Here is a 12,219-nt window from a genome sequence, read left to right on the forward strand (position 1 = left end):
ATGGCAGGGGCATTTTATCCATGCCCCCTATGTTTATTTAATATAAAGATCCGCAGCCTTGGGCGTGGTCTTGATCAGTTTGAGTTTTTTAAGTTGCTGAGTCAGGGTCTCCCAGCGCTCATCGCTCATACTCCCCAGGGGGATTCCTGCAGGTTCAATAAGAGGCTTTTGAATCTCGGCGGCCTTGTTGAAGGTCTCCAGATCAAAGGCCTTATTCAGTTTCGCCATGTGCTCGTTGGTTGCTTTAGGATCTTTTTGATAAGCCATCCACCCGGCGCGCGTTCCCTCGACCACTTTCTTGACCAGGTCGGGTTTGTTTTTCAAGACCTGCTCGGTTGTGGCAAGCACAACCAGATAGGGGTTAAATCCTTCATCCGCAATCAGGAAGGATTTCACTTTCGCGCCCGCTTTTTCTGCCGTCAGTGGTTCGGTGGTGATGAAACCCTGCTGAGAGAAGGTCTTGTCGTTGAGGAAATTAGCAACGCCCCCCGTGTACGGGACCACACGAACTTTAGGTTTACCAAACTTTTGCACCAGATACTGAAAGTAGGGAAGGCCGGACTGCATGGATAAAAAACCCTCGCTGATAAAGACATCCTTCAATGTTTTGAAGTTTCTATCCGCGTGAGTCATCACGATGTAAGGAGAAACTTGATAGACCGCAAACAGGGCTTTGACTTTGTTCAGCTTATTGCGATCTTGAGAAATGATCAGCTCATCCGCACTAACAATGGCAAAGTCCACTTTACCATTCGCCAGCATTTGCACTGTCGGCGTGCCAGAGCCTCCTTCTAAGATCTTCACATCCAGACCTTGGGCTTTGTACAAACCCTGCAGGGAAGCCGCATAGAAGCCTCCAAATTCAGGCTCGGCCTTCCAGTTTAAAGCAATTTCCACCGGAGTGTCGGCAGCCTGAACTGCAAAAGAAAATAAAAGAGCTCCAAGAGCGATCCAAGATTTCATTAGCATCTCCTATTCCTGAGATAAAGTGGCCAAGGGGCGTTTGTTTAAGATGATCCGGTTGATTAAAGCCATGGCGCCCACAAAGAGCAACCCCATAAGTGAGAGCAGCAACAGTGCACCAAAAACGATGTCCACCCGCTGCTGTGTGCGGGCGGAATCAATCATGGCGCCCAGACCGCCGCCCGCGACAAATTCCCCGGCAATGGCTCCAATGATCGAGAGTCCCGCAGAAATTTTAAAGCCCGAATAGATGTAGCTGTAGGCATGGGGCAACTTCAGTTTCCACAGCGTTTGCAGTGGTGTTGCTTTATAGATGCGAAAAAGGTCGCGTTGGGATTGGCTGGCGCTTTCAAGTCCCATCAGGGTGTTGGCGATGATGGGAAAAATGGAAACAATAAAACTGGAGGCAATCACTGTCGGCGAACCGAAGCCAAAGTAGATGACCAGCAAAGGTGCAATGGCGATGATTGGTACGGTCTGAAAGAAGATGGCAAAAGGTAAGATCGCCCGTTTTAAAAGGTCCGACAACGAGAAAACAAAAGCCACCAGGCTTCCGATGACAATACTTAAAAACAATCCAGCCAGAACATTCAAAAGCGTTTCTTTAAAGGCTACGATAAAATCACTGCGCATTTCAGTCAGACTTTGCAAAACCATGGAAGGGGAGGGAAGCAGGGTCTCACTCACCCACCCGCCACGCACAATCAACTCAAGACCAAGGGTGAGGATGATAAAACTGATCAATGCAGGCAAAGAGCGCTTCATGCACGCAGCCTTTCTGAAAGACCTTCGACAATCTTATTGAAGGCTTCTGTGGTGCGCAGGCTCTCTTCTCTGTTGGTTGGCAGAGTCAGCTTTTGATCCAAAACCACAGGGGCCCCGGCCCCTTTAAGCATGATGATTCTTTCGGATAAGAAGGTGGATTCAAATAAAGAGTGTGTCACGAAGATCACCGTCATTCGCTCCTTCATCCAAAGGGAATGCAGTTCACGCTGCATTTCAAAGCGCGTGCTTTCGTCCAGAGCGGCAAAAGGTTCGTCCATTAAAAGCAGGCGTGGAGAGTTTACCAGGGCCCGTGCCAGTGAGACACGCATCTTCATCCCGCCCGAGAGCTGGTGCGGGAAGAGATTTTGGGACTCGTTCAGATGCACCTTTTTAAGGGACTCCATGATGCGTCTGTGCTGCTCGCCGGGGGGAACACTTTTAAGATGATCGTTCAGTTCAAAAGGCAGGCGCACATTTTCGTAGACGGTTCTCCAGCTCAGCAGGTTGGGATCCTGAAAAACAAAGCTGAAATGGAGTTCTTTTTCTGAAGCCTTTTTGAGCGTTCCGGAAGAAGGTGCTTCAAGGCCCGCAATCAATCTTAACAGAGTTGATTTTCCACAGCCCGAAGGACCCACGATAGAAACAAATGAACCCGCTTCGATGTTGAGGTTTAGATTCTCAATCACCTTTTTCCCGGCGAATTCCTTATGCAGGTTTTCTATCTGGATTCCAGCAGCTTCTGGCATCACTACACCCAGTCGTAATTAAAGCTGATGCTGATGCGCTCTTTGTCGGCCGCGTTCTGAGGAACTTCGTGTCGGGTCCAGGATTCAAACAGCACGACATGGCCTTCTTGTGGGGCCAAGGAGTAATAGCGCTGATTGTGAACTTTGGCGTCGTGTTTGCGCGGCGGTGAAGCCATGAAGGATTCCATACGAGGATCTTCAAATTTCAGCGCAGAGCAATTCTTGGGGGTTTGCACATAATAAGTCCCGCTGATCACAGAAAGCGGATGAATGTGCATGGTGTGAATCACATGGGTTGGCATGATATTCACCCAACAGGAGGTCATCTGCAATTCACGAGGGTTGATGTCCATTTCAAGATGCTTTGCGAACTTACGAACATGCTTATCCAGCATTTTTTGCAAGTCACCAAAGGTGGAGGAAAACTGATGAAGCTGACTCATGGATCCGTAAGAAGTGTAGCCGCCTTTGTAGTTCTTTTGAGACCAGAGCTGACCTTCCTCGTCGATTTCAGCAATCTTTAAGGACTCCGCTTTTAGTTCTTTATTTAATTTAGTGACTCCCTTGGCGGATGTTCCGGCCACGGGGGCATAGTAAACGAAGGTGGGAAAAAGGGCTTTTATCATTCTGAGACACCTATAAATATACTTTTCACCATAGGGCTAATTCTGTTTCATTACAAGAATTGATAGCTACTTCTTAGACAGTTGTAAGCGACTTTGTCGGGAGTTTGTCGTCTAAAGCAATTTAAGCGTGCACCGGATGGCATCAGCTTTGCTTTAACTAGAAGCATTCAGCAAGGAGTTAGTATGAAGAAGCAAGCACTTATCGCAGTTATGACCCTGATCCCAGCAATCAGTTTTGCCAAGATCTCGGACTTTAACGCTTTGATCAGTGAAAACACCAAAGCGCAAAGTGAGCTTCATCATAATGTTCAGAGTAATCTGGAGGCGACTCGCGACAAGGTGGCAGCTCAGGAGAAAATGCGTGAGCGCATTGTTGTGGTGGAAAATTCCGGCACTTCTTATAATGCTCCCACTAAAAAAGACTTGCTGGCCTTCAAAAAAGAAAAATCCAATCACCGCGCATCAGAAGAAAAGCAATTCGATCGATTGGCGAACGAAATTCGCAGCATCGAAGAGTAACTATAGAATAAGCTTCCGCAGCTCCTGTTGAGAATAAACGTAATCCGCATAAACCATGGTGTTGGCGATGTTTCGATGTCCCAACGCCACCTGGACCAGCCTTAAATCCTTCGTCTTCTGATAAAGTTCGATCGCAAAAGTATGTCTTAAAGAATGAAACTTCTTTGGGACGGGGCGATACAATTCCCAGATTTGAAACAATCGATTGTATGAAATCGGAAAAACCGAGGTTCCGCCTTGCTGTTCGGCGAAGCGATGAAGTCTTTCGAAAAAGGCTGAATGAACCGGGATTTCCCGGTCATTGGAGTTCTTTAAACCCCGGATAAAGATGCTTTCATCGTAGGGGTTTAGATCCGACCTTTGAATATTTAAGACTTCCTGAGCCCGGGCTCCGGTTCGTAAAGCCGTCCAGATCATCAAACAGTTACGGGGATCCTTGTCTTGAAAATCTGTGAGAATCTTTCGCAAACGTTCTGATTCAGGTGCGAGCAGATATTTGTTCTTGTTGAGTTGATACCGAGGTGCCGAAGCCATGATTCATCATTCAAAATGATGAGGGCCTTTGACAAGGGGTATTCATAACGCTACGCATTTAAAGTGGTGATATGTATAAATATTTTGTTTAGTCCAGTCCAGGTTCTGCATAATGCAACGCAGCATGATAAACCACTCAAATATCCACACCAACAAAAGCTAGTAAAAACAACAATATAGCACTAAAGCTTATGGCTAGTCGTTCGGATTAGAACTTTCCAGAGCGAGAAGACAGGGGTTTAGCCGCGTAGATTGTACAGTTTTTTTATTTTCGGACTTACCACAGTTAAAAATAAATAAACGCATTAGCCGTGCGAAATACAATTAAACGCAACCGCACCCCTTGAAAAAGTAACTTATCAGACTCGCTTTTTAAATAAAAGCGAAAAGGTGAGGGACTGCGGTTTTAATGGCTGAATATGCGTCCAGGCTTGCGAAATAGAGGGAAAAGTGCGCGGGTAATAGTTCAAAACAAGGCCCCCGCACCGAGAGTCAAGGCATATCAAGAAGGCAAAGGCTGAAAACCCGAGAGGGAAAAGCACACCTACACAATCCTGTGTGGCCCGACAAGGGCAATCTTGGCTCTTCAAGTCTAGTTTTCAAAAGACGCATTTTAACTTATGGAACCTATTTACCCAGAGTTCCCTTCGGGATAGTTCGGATTTAATTCTTTTATTTAATAACAAAATAAATCACTCCGCACCTACCGCGCTCTCGCTTGGTTGCTCCTGATTTCCTTCGGAAATGCAGCGAGCGTGAAGCAAAGGGGGCCGATTTAAATAAATCTTTAGAAAAAAATACTCATCAAAACCTTATTTATTCCGAATTAACAAAACTTTATTTAATAAAGGGGGATATATGAGAATGATTGCTCACAAAGATTATATAATTACGCCGGAAAAAGTTCTTAATTCAGACGAAGAAAAGAACTTGCGTCGGCTGTGTGATCGTCTCATGGGGACTCAAAAAGATCACCGCAACGCTGTTATGATCTTACTTGCCCTGGAGTGTGGCTTGCGAGCTTCGGAGTTGCTGCGGCTTTGTATCCGTGACGTGGACTTTGTGCATGGGAGTGTTGCGATTAAAAGCCTCAAGGGCTCCAATGCCCGCGTTCTGCCGATTTCAAAGCGCCTTACAGCCGAGATCCGCGCCCACGTTTTAAGAGCCTATAAGGCCGAGCATGCGGCCCAAATCCCAAAGGACCTATCAGTATTCAAAATCTCATATCCGCGCTTCGAGCAAGTGTGGCGCATGTTCAGGCCATCGCCCCTAAAGACTCTGCATTGCCTTCGTCATACGTTCGCTGTGAATACCTATCTGCGCACCAGGGATATTATGCTCGTGAAAACCGCCCTGGGGCACCGCCGGATTGAAAACACCATGGTTTACGTGAATTACATTTACGCCCAGGATGCGATGAGAAAAGCCCTTGTGGTGGGAGAATAAAAAAAGGGCGGTGAAAACCGCCCTCTAAAATCGTCGCTATTGAATTTATTCAGCAGGTGGAAGGCTCTCACCTTCACCGTCATCTGCGCCGCCCTGAGGGGCGCTAGGAGTCACGCTCTCTGCGATTGTCTTATCTGCCGCCGCCGCTGTTTTTTCGGACGGAAGCAAGGAATCACCGTCGAACTCATAGCCCTTCTTTTTCAGGGAAGGGATGCAAGGAACCTTGCCGCCGAAGAGATCCGCAAGCGCAACAGCAACAGGCTTGCGGTCCGCATGTTCTTCGTCCAGGGCAATTTTGCCGTCAACGGTTAGCTTGTGAACACGCGCATTTTTTGGAAGCGGTGACATGTCGTGCTTGTCTTTGGCGCCAAGCTGTTCGCCAACGTCCACCAGGGCGCCGCCGCCGCCGCGTTTTAGTGCCACAAGCAGAGATCCGTCTTGCGCGTACACGTTGAGTTGATCCTCATTGTGTTCAACGCGGGCCTTTGGATATTTGTTTTTGTAATGTACCACAAATGAAAGCATTTTATTCTCCTTCGAGTCGCTCGACTCTTTTTGTTAACTCTCTAATTTTGTCATGCGCGGCCTTTATGTCGGCCTCGCCTTTGATTTTTTTTCGCAAGCTTCGGAAAGCCCACCCAGCAATGTGTCCGATGTTTGCGATCAACACGCCGCCGATCACCACCAGAAAAGCGTTAACCTGCTCCGCTGTGAATTGCTGCGCGTGATTGACAAACATTATTTGCCGCCGTCAGGAAGTGCGATCACCGGCGCGTCAGCGACGATAGCCTTAATCTCTTCTGCCGACATGCCAGCGGCAAAGCCAGCCGCCGCGATTGCCACCGCTGCGATCCAAGATCCAACGCGCTTTTTAGTAAAGACTGCGCCGAAAACCTTTTTTAAAACTGCCATAACTGCAAAATTCATTAATCCCCCTCACGCGATCAGCGTTTTATATTTTTGATACTTTGCCCAGTAGTCGTGCGCGAATCCCTGGGATGTGCCCGCACGCTCTTTTGATGAATTGCCAGGGCCTTGATTGTAAGACTTAATCACCCATTCCCAGTAGCGTGGGTCTGACTTTGGAAAAAATCCCTGCAAATAAGCCACATATCTTGCGCCCAGGTTTATGCTGTATTCTGGGTTATTAAGTTTTTCCGGCGTGGCGCTGTCATCAAGCCACTTCGCCGTTGTCAGCGTGACTTGCATGATCCCCCACGACTTGCCGTCGTATGAAATAGATCCTGCAACGTCGGAAGGGTTTAAAAGCCCACGCGCCACGCGGGGATTTAGGCCGATTTTTGATTCAATCATTGCGATGCGCTTTAATAAAAGCCAGTCCACGCCGTGTTTGGCGCCGTACTTTTTAAAAAGAGCGTCGAATCTATTTGAAATTGTTTCTTTAATCAAAACAACACTCCCTATCGTCGCAAGAGTTAAAAGAATCAAAAGCGGGTTCATGTGTGCTTTTTCACTTTTCCAAAATACCAGAGCCCCACAAAAGCAAATAAAGCGATGGGCCAGATCCAGTTTGCAACCTTCAAAGTTGAAACGACGTTATCACCCAAAGACTGTGCGCCTTTTGCGACGGTTGAAACGGTTTCAACGGCGACGGTTGAAGTGAGATCCAGCCAGCTAATTTTGCTTGCCTGGTTGCCCAACGCCGAGACGTATCCCTGGTGATCTTTGGGGATGCGGCCCTGCGCCTGTTTTGCTAGGGTCTGCATTGCACCTTCAACCGCGTGTTGGCTCATGTTGTTTTCTCGAATAACCATACCAACGCCGTCTAGGTAGATGTCTTTTTTCTTCCCGTAATAAGAGATCAATTCGTCAAGCGAATCGGGCTCGTATGAGTCGAATTTGAGGCTGGCGTTGTGAAAGTGTCTTAGGGCTTCGCGCCCGATTTCAATATCTGTCATCTTTAAAGTTCCATCGCTATAATACGGACAGTATTTAGTCGAACCTTAACGGTATTCCCTAAGGTGTCGTAAAAATAAAATGAATATACGTTTGTTCCTGGTGGCGCCTCTACATCTATAAAATCTAGACAACCAACGGGAAAGCCAAGTCCCCCAGATGTGCCGCCATCTATTTTTACTTGGGCAAATGTAAACCCAATTAATGTTCCATTTCTAAGAATCCCGAACATTACTCTATTGTAATGAGTACTGTTGCTTGACTCAAGACATCCAAAGGGTGAACTAGCATCTGCGGTTTTTTTATTAGTTTGAAATTTTATAAAAACAGGCCGTCCGGTTGACTTGATTGTGAGGGTCTCAGGTAGGCTGTATGGGGTTGACTGTGGGACTACAAAAGGTACATCGACATAAACGACATCGCCGATACTTTTCTGCGTGGTAGATACTTTTCTAGACCAGTCGAAGTATTTAAAGAATTTCATTTTTATTGCTCCTCGATGCGAGAAACTTTTCCACCACCACTGCTAAACCCGTAAAGTGCCCCCGTATTTCTCCACTCAAAGAATCCATCTGGCGGGACCTTTAAGCCCTCATTTGTGGTTGCGTTCACAGTGTTATTTGCGCCGAGAAATAGGTCAGCACCAGTCTTGTTTTGAATAACTGCAACCTTCCTGAAAAAGTCTTGCGGTGCGATTTCAGCGGCTACACCTGCGGCAAGGTTTACATGAAGGGGGCCGCTCACAGACGAGCCTTCATTGATTGAGACGCCGCCGGACGTGATAGACATTTGAGATCCAGAACGGAACTCAGCATCAGAGAAGAAAACCAAAGTGACCTTCACACCCGGTTGCTTGCTCCAATGGAAGTGTGCATTTGCAACGACCGTTGAAACGGCCCAGGAATCACGATACCGCAAAGCGAAGTAATCTTGCTCCTGGCTCTTTGAGATTGGGCGCATGAATATCTCAGCTTTTTGATCCGTTGATGATTCAAAAAGGACTGATTTAAAGTGTTTTAAAACAGAATAAGGGTCATCCTCTGACCGTTCTTTTGAGAGATCCAAGACCACGCGGAAAACATTTTGCGGGCGCTGTGCAGCCTGCACCTGGATGCTTGCCTGCGCAAGGTCCTGGCTGTTTTCAACCAGGGTCTTTGCAGCTTCAAAGCTTTGTACGTTATCTCTTTGCACGGCGGCCCCCGCTGGAAAGCAAGACAGCGCCCACAATGAACAAGCCCACAATGACAAAAAGAACCATGTTCTTTTTCATTTGCGCCTGCACCTGTTCAAGCACTGATTTTGAAGTGTCCGGCGCTGGTTCCTGCTTTGCGGGGCCAGCGATATGGCGATCAATTTCATTCTGCAAAAACTGGCTTACGCCGTTTTCAATTTGATTGACTGTGTTGTTCCAAAAATCAGACATGGCTTACTTCCTTTTTAAAGCGATCAACAATAAAGCCCCAAGGCCGCCGATTAAAACCAGCGGCATCATGCCCATGCTGGCTTTTGCAACGGGCGCCGCCGTTGGGGTAGGGGACGGTGAGGACTTATCACCGTTTAGTTGTCGGTTGATTTCACGGCCCACAACCGCCGTTGCGACTGTGCCAGCGGCCTTGCCACCGACCGCCACCGCCGCGCCGGTGCCCGTTGACAGTGCTCCACTGACTGCCGGGCCTGCCTTAATGGCAATAGCGCCACCAGCTAAGATTGCGCCCGTGCGAGCGCCCAGGCGGCCCATTGCTGACCAGTCTTGCGCTTTGATTTCACCAGAATGAATCATGCGACGGGACGCGTCGTTTACTTCCACAATGTCGTTTGTCATTCCACCGAAGAACGTATTTACCGTGTCGTGCTTTGCAACCTCGCGAATCGAGCTAGACGCGCTCACAGGCGCCGTTCCCGCCGCCAGGAAGGCCCCAGTCTGCCTTGCGACTGCGCCCTTTAAATCGCCTTTTATGAGGTCGCCGCCAGCCTGGATGGTGGCGCCGAATGGATTGGTGACTGCGTTGATGACTTTTCCGGCATCGCCGCCCACCACGTTGCCGATGTTTGATGTAACTTGCCCTGCCAGGGTCAGGCCTTTGGATGTTTCCCGCACGACGTTATTCACGCCTTTGTCCACTTCCTTGACCACGTTATTAACGACCTTTACAACGTCACCCATGTTTAAATGTCCTTATAAAAAATAATGAAGCTATCTTCTGCGCTGTACGGTTTCAGGCCGTAACTCAAAAGAGCCCGCATTGAAGTGTCTGGATTTTTTGCCCTCAGATCGACAGAGCCTTTTAGAATCGTGCAACCTTTTTCCTTCGCGATTTTTACCACGTCATCTGCTAGGCGGGTTGCCACGTCCTGCTTGCGATAGGGTTTTTCGACGTAAATATCGACGAGATAACACTCTTTTTCTGTGATTTGGAATGTAGCAAAGCCCAGATCCGGGTAAAGAATCAAATCCCGTCCTAAGCGTTCCAAGATATAATTTGCATACATTTTCATGTGAGGCCCCAAGGTGAGGCCCCCTGTCTTTGTTTGCGACTCATCCTTGAGTCACTCACGACAAGATCAAGGGGGCTCTGAATTTTAATAATTTACAATTTCTTCTTGCACCAAAAGCAGTTGAGCCGGGTTCGTGTAGTCCACAATGCCCGCCGCTTTGGAAGCAATCAAAAGCTGCAAGTTATCCACGCCGAACGCTTTGGAGTTGATAAAGGCCGTTGTCAGGTCTTTACGACTCAAAAGATTCAAGTGCGCCACGCCGTCAAGACGAGAGATACCCGCCGCCGTGTTGGCTGTGATGCCGTAATCAATGCGGTTTCTGGATTGCAGCGTCTTGAAGTCCAAAGTCTGAATAGACTCCTGACCGTTTTTGCGAAGCTGCAAAGTTGAAATCACTGAATTGGACGGCGCATTTTTTTGCACCAGGGAAGACGCGTTGTTGCCGTTTTGCGTGTAAAGCAAAAGAGCTGAAAGCGCGTTTCCTTGCGGGATGTCCAGGGCCATTTCGCTAACCTCGCCAGTGATAGGAACGCGACGGAAAGTCTGTTTCCAGTCCTGGAAGGCCATGCTTGCCGGGATGTCTTGACGCTCGATCAAGGTCACTTCCAGAAGCAAATTTGCCTGGTCAATCACAAGGCCCGTCACACCACTTGCCGCGTTCAAGTGACTAAGAGGCTTCGTCGCGAAGCGAATCTCAGCAGAAGAGGCGCGTTTCAAGTTGAGGTATGTGTTTTCACGGCCCATGCCCGGCTCACAGTGAATTTGCTCAAAAGGCAAATAAACCGATTCGCGAATGGTCGTGTACTGCCCAGTTGTGCCAAAGACAAAAGGCCCCTCGGTTGTGGGCTGATTGTCTGCAATCGGCGCCGCACCAGCTTGCGCGAATCTTTCAGATCCGTTTGCGCCAGTGAAGAATTGTTGCATGTGCAACATGTGAGGAGTCACAGACTTGATCGTGCGCTGGCCATTGGTTTCAACCGTGATACGGTCGATCAATGATTCCATGGCACCTTCGACACGTCCAAACGGTGTGCCGCCTGTGAATGTGGTTCTTACAGAACCGATCAAGCGAACGATCAAGCCAACTAGCACAGTGTCGCGTGGTAGCTGGATAGAGATATTCTGCGACTCTTCAAACTTTGCCGTCAGAACACGCGTTCGCGTGGAATAAATCGGTGGAATGACATTTTTATTTGCCATTGCTTACGCTCCGATTTTTGCTTTGATATCTGGGAATTTGTTCAAAACAACCGCAACCACTACCGCGATCACAGCCATGACAGCCATTGTTTTTTTGCTCACTCCGAACATGATAACCTTCCTTGTTTTTGGTTTTCGTTTACCGATAGCCAAAGTCTCGGAAGGTTTTCTGCAAAGTTGAAGTCCTAAGTTGTTGATATAATTATTTTATTTATTTTGTTTTAAATCGAATTATTTAATTAACGGATTTAATTATTTAATTAAATTAAGTTTTAAAATCCCGTTTGCCGAAGGTCGGGGAAAAATAAATGAACTCACGCGGTTTGATGCCGACGATTCTTTGTGTGTTTTCATCCAGGAAGTCTGCGACGACGCGAATATCGTTTCGCTCGTGAAGCTGCCCCACAAAGACGTGTGTGCTCTGTGCAAGGGCTGATTTATTCAGCTTCGACGGCCTTTGTGTGATACCCATGACGCCGATATTTTTGTGCCTACCGATGAAATAAAGGTTTTCCATATACGGCGGCATGTAGTGTGGTGTGCAGAAAAGCTGGATTTCATCTATCACCACTTGGATGTTTCCAATGTGATAGATAACCCGCAAAGCCTCATTGAGGGTTTCAGGCTTATGCGGGTCATCCGGGGAAAATCTAAAAATCAGTTTGAACTCTTTCAGCTTCGCAAAAAGCATGATTTTTTCCGCAAAGGCGGCCCATGATTCAACGATAATACCGTCGTGCCAGTCCATCACAGGGTCAAATATCACCTGGCGTTTGAAGTCCTTTTTTAAAAGCTGTCTTGCCAGGTAGCTTTTGCCAGATCCGGTTTTGCCGACGATAGTAAAGTGAACATTTTTGCCAGCTTCAAACTTCACAACGTAACTCGCTTCATGGCGGGACATTCTTCAATATAAAAATGCAGCTTACGGCCTGATTTTATATAATCTCGGACCATGAAATCACTCTTTAGAATTGCAATTACATGCTCTTCGTTGATTGCTTCGATTA

Annotated in this window: 19 protein-coding genes; 2 read left to right on the forward strand and 17 right to left on the reverse strand. The window is 47.6% G+C overall.

The features are described from left to right. Nucleotides 1-33: 33 nt before the first annotated feature. Genes ACZ50P_RS08870 through ACZ50P_RS08885 form a run of 4 tightly spaced genes read right to left on the reverse strand, consistent with a single transcriptional unit; the run spans nt 34 to nt 3,100 of the window. Nucleotides 34-963, reverse strand: a complete 930-nt coding sequence (locus ACZ50P_RS08870; protein ID WP_464130652.1) for an ABC transporter substrate-binding protein — start codon at nt 961-963, stop codon at nt 34-36. Between the two features lie 9 nt (nt 964-972). Further along, a complete protein-coding gene (locus ACZ50P_RS08875) occupies nt 973-1,728 on the reverse strand; it encodes an ABC transporter permease (protein WP_464130653.1) in 756 nt (251 codons plus the stop codon). Continuing rightward, complete coding sequence (locus tag ACZ50P_RS08880) at nt 1,725-2,474, reverse strand: ABC transporter ATP-binding protein (protein ID WP_464130655.1); 750 nt, start codon at nt 2,472-2,474, stop codon at nt 1,725-1,727. Before ACZ50P_RS08880 ends, ACZ50P_RS08875 begins: the two co-directional genes overlap by 4 nt. 2 nt (nt 2,475-2,476) lie before the next feature. Then, complete coding sequence (locus tag ACZ50P_RS08885; RefSeq protein WP_464130656.1) at nt 2,477-3,100, reverse strand: 2OG-Fe(II) oxygenase family protein; 624 nt, start codon at nt 3,098-3,100, stop codon at nt 2,477-2,479. A gap of 183 nt (nt 3,101-3,283) precedes the next feature. Here ACZ50P_RS08885 and ACZ50P_RS08890 point away from each other — a divergent pair, with 183 nt between their 5' ends. After that, nucleotides 3,284-3,619 (forward strand): hypothetical protein, encoded by a 336-nt coding sequence (locus ACZ50P_RS08890; RefSeq protein ID WP_464130657.1) that lies wholly within the window; start codon nt 3,284-3,286, stop codon nt 3,617-3,619. Here the strand turns inward: ACZ50P_RS08890 and ACZ50P_RS08895 are convergent, their stop codons facing one another. Then, nucleotides 3,620-4,153, reverse strand: coding sequence for a tyrosine-type recombinase/integrase (locus ACZ50P_RS08895; RefSeq protein WP_262552077.1), 534 nt, complete (start codon nt 4,151-4,153; stop codon nt 3,620-3,622). It abuts the gene before it with no gap. Nucleotides 4,154-5,011: 858 nt separating this feature from the next. Here ACZ50P_RS08895 and ACZ50P_RS08900 point away from each other — a divergent pair. Continuing rightward, the gene (locus ACZ50P_RS08900) at nt 5,012-5,599 is read left to right on the forward strand and encodes a tyrosine-type recombinase/integrase (protein ID WP_464130659.1); all 588 of its coding nucleotides are present in this window, start codon (nt 5,012-5,014) and stop codon (nt 5,597-5,599) included. Between the two features lie 45 nt (nt 5,600-5,644). Here ACZ50P_RS08900 and ACZ50P_RS08905 read toward each other — a convergent pair whose 3' ends face one another. From ACZ50P_RS08905 to ACZ50P_RS08960, 12 genes are all read right to left on the reverse strand, one after another. Beyond that, a complete protein-coding gene (locus ACZ50P_RS08905) occupies nt 5,645-6,124 on the reverse strand; it encodes a hypothetical protein (RefSeq protein ID WP_464130660.1) in 480 nt (159 codons plus the stop codon). Between the two features lies 1 nt (nt 6,125). Beyond that, a complete protein-coding gene (locus ACZ50P_RS08910; protein WP_464130662.1) occupies nt 6,126-6,338 on the reverse strand; it encodes a hypothetical protein in 213 nt (70 codons plus the stop codon). Continuing rightward, nucleotides 6,338-6,526, reverse strand: a complete 189-nt coding sequence (locus tag ACZ50P_RS08915) for a hypothetical protein (RefSeq protein WP_464130663.1) — start codon at nt 6,524-6,526, stop codon at nt 6,338-6,340. Before ACZ50P_RS08915 ends, ACZ50P_RS08910 begins: the two co-directional genes overlap by 1 nt. A 9-nt stretch (nt 6,527-6,535) precedes the next feature. Further along, nucleotides 6,536-7,009: a transglycosylase SLT domain-containing protein gene (locus tag ACZ50P_RS08920; protein WP_464130665.1), complete on the reverse strand. Its 474-nt coding sequence runs from the start codon at nt 7,007-7,009 to the stop codon at nt 6,536-6,538. A 47-nt stretch (nt 7,010-7,056) separates the two neighbouring features. Further along, nucleotides 7,057-7,518, reverse strand: a complete 462-nt coding sequence (locus ACZ50P_RS08925) for a hypothetical protein (protein WP_464130666.1) — start codon at nt 7,516-7,518, stop codon at nt 7,057-7,059. 2 nt (nt 7,519-7,520) lie between these two features. Further along, a complete protein-coding gene (locus ACZ50P_RS08930) occupies nt 7,521-8,000 on the reverse strand; it encodes a hypothetical protein (protein WP_464130668.1) in 480 nt (159 codons plus the stop codon). A gap of 2 nt (nt 8,001-8,002) precedes the next feature. After that, nucleotides 8,003-8,707, reverse strand: a complete 705-nt coding sequence (locus ACZ50P_RS08935; RefSeq protein WP_464130669.1) for a hypothetical protein — start codon at nt 8,705-8,707, stop codon at nt 8,003-8,005. Further along, nucleotides 8,694-8,939, reverse strand: coding sequence for a hypothetical protein (locus ACZ50P_RS08940; protein WP_464130670.1), 246 nt, complete (start codon nt 8,937-8,939; stop codon nt 8,694-8,696). The genes ACZ50P_RS08935 and ACZ50P_RS08940 overlap by 14 nt, the downstream gene beginning before the upstream one ends. Nucleotides 8,940-8,942: 3 nt before the next feature. Beyond that, nucleotides 8,943-9,680 carry a hypothetical protein gene (locus ACZ50P_RS08945; RefSeq protein ID WP_464130672.1) on the reverse strand — a complete coding sequence of 246 codons (738 nt, stop codon included), beginning with the start codon at nt 9,678-9,680 and terminating at the stop codon, nt 8,943-8,945. Between the two features lie 2 nt (nt 9,681-9,682). Then, on the reverse strand, nt 9,683-10,012 hold the full coding sequence (locus ACZ50P_RS08950) for a GNAT family N-acetyltransferase (protein WP_464130673.1): 330 nt from the start codon (nt 10,010-10,012) through the stop codon (nt 9,683-9,685). A gap of 84 nt (nt 10,013-10,096) precedes the next feature. Then, on the reverse strand, nt 10,097-11,212 hold the full coding sequence (locus tag ACZ50P_RS08955) for a hypothetical protein (protein WP_464130674.1): 1,116 nt from the start codon (nt 11,210-11,212) through the stop codon (nt 10,097-10,099). A gap of 265 nt (nt 11,213-11,477) precedes the next feature. Beyond that, the gene (locus ACZ50P_RS08960; RefSeq protein ID WP_464130676.1) at nt 11,478-12,086 is read right to left on the reverse strand and encodes a type IV secretory system conjugative DNA transfer family protein; all 609 of its coding nucleotides are present in this window, start codon (nt 12,084-12,086) and stop codon (nt 11,478-11,480) included. Between the last annotated feature and the right edge of the window lie 133 nt (nt 12,087-12,219).

The sequence above is a fragment of the Bdellovibrio sp. CKG001 genome (assembly GCF_055397465.1).

Bases quoted from the DNA above. Each gene is read 5' to 3' on its own strand.
- ACZ50P_RS08880 (WP_464130655.1), bottom strand. From the start codon at position 2,474: ATGCCAGAAGCTGCTGGAATCCAGATAGAAAACCTGCATAAGGAATTC.
- ACZ50P_RS08885 (WP_464130656.1), bottom strand. From the start codon at position 3,100: ATGATAAAAGCCCTTTTTCCCACCTTCGTTTACTATGCCCCCGTGGCC.
- ACZ50P_RS08890 (WP_464130657.1), top strand. From the start codon at position 3,284: ATGAAGAAGCAAGCACTTATCGCAGTTATGACCCTGATCCCAGCAATC.
- ACZ50P_RS08955 (WP_464130674.1), bottom strand. From the start codon at position 11,212: ATGGCAAATAAAAATGTCATTCCACCGATTTATTCCACGCGAACGCGT.
- ACZ50P_RS08895 (WP_262552077.1), bottom strand. From the start codon at position 4,153: ATGGCTTCGGCACCTCGGTATCAACTCAACAAGAACAAATATCTGCTC.
- ACZ50P_RS08910 (WP_464130662.1), bottom strand. From the start codon at position 6,338: ATGTTTGTCAATCACGCGCAGCAATTCACAGCGGAGCAGGTTAACGCT.
- ACZ50P_RS08905 (WP_464130660.1), bottom strand. From the start codon at position 6,124: ATGCTTTCATTTGTGGTACATTACAAAAACAAATATCCAAAGGCCCGC.
- ACZ50P_RS08900 (WP_464130659.1), top strand. From the start codon at position 5,012: ATGAGAATGATTGCTCACAAAGATTATATAATTACGCCGGAAAAAGTT.
- ACZ50P_RS08925 (WP_464130666.1), bottom strand. From the start codon at position 7,518: ATGACAGATATTGAAATCGGGCGCGAAGCCCTAAGACACTTTCACAAC.
- ACZ50P_RS08875 (WP_464130653.1), bottom strand. From the start codon at position 1,728: ATGAAGCGCTCTTTGCCTGCATTGATCAGTTTTATCATCCTCACCCTT.
- ACZ50P_RS08945 (WP_464130672.1), bottom strand. From the start codon at position 9,680: ATGGGTGACGTTGTAAAGGTCGTTAATAACGTGGTCAAGGAAGTGGAC.
- ACZ50P_RS08870 (WP_464130652.1), bottom strand. From the start codon at position 963: ATGAAATCTTGGATCGCTCTTGGAGCTCTTTTATTTTCTTTTGCAGTT.
- ACZ50P_RS08940 (WP_464130670.1), bottom strand. From the start codon at position 8,939: ATGTCTGATTTTTGGAACAACACAGTCAATCAAATTGAAAACGGCGTA.
- ACZ50P_RS08950 (WP_464130673.1), bottom strand. From the start codon at position 10,012: ATGAAAATGTATGCAAATTATATCTTGGAACGCTTAGGACGGGATTTG.
- ACZ50P_RS08915 (WP_464130663.1), bottom strand. From the start codon at position 6,526: ATGAATTTTGCAGTTATGGCAGTTTTAAAAAAGGTTTTCGGCGCAGTC.
- ACZ50P_RS08930 (WP_464130668.1), bottom strand. From the start codon at position 8,000: ATGAAATTCTTTAAATACTTCGACTGGTCTAGAAAAGTATCTACCACG.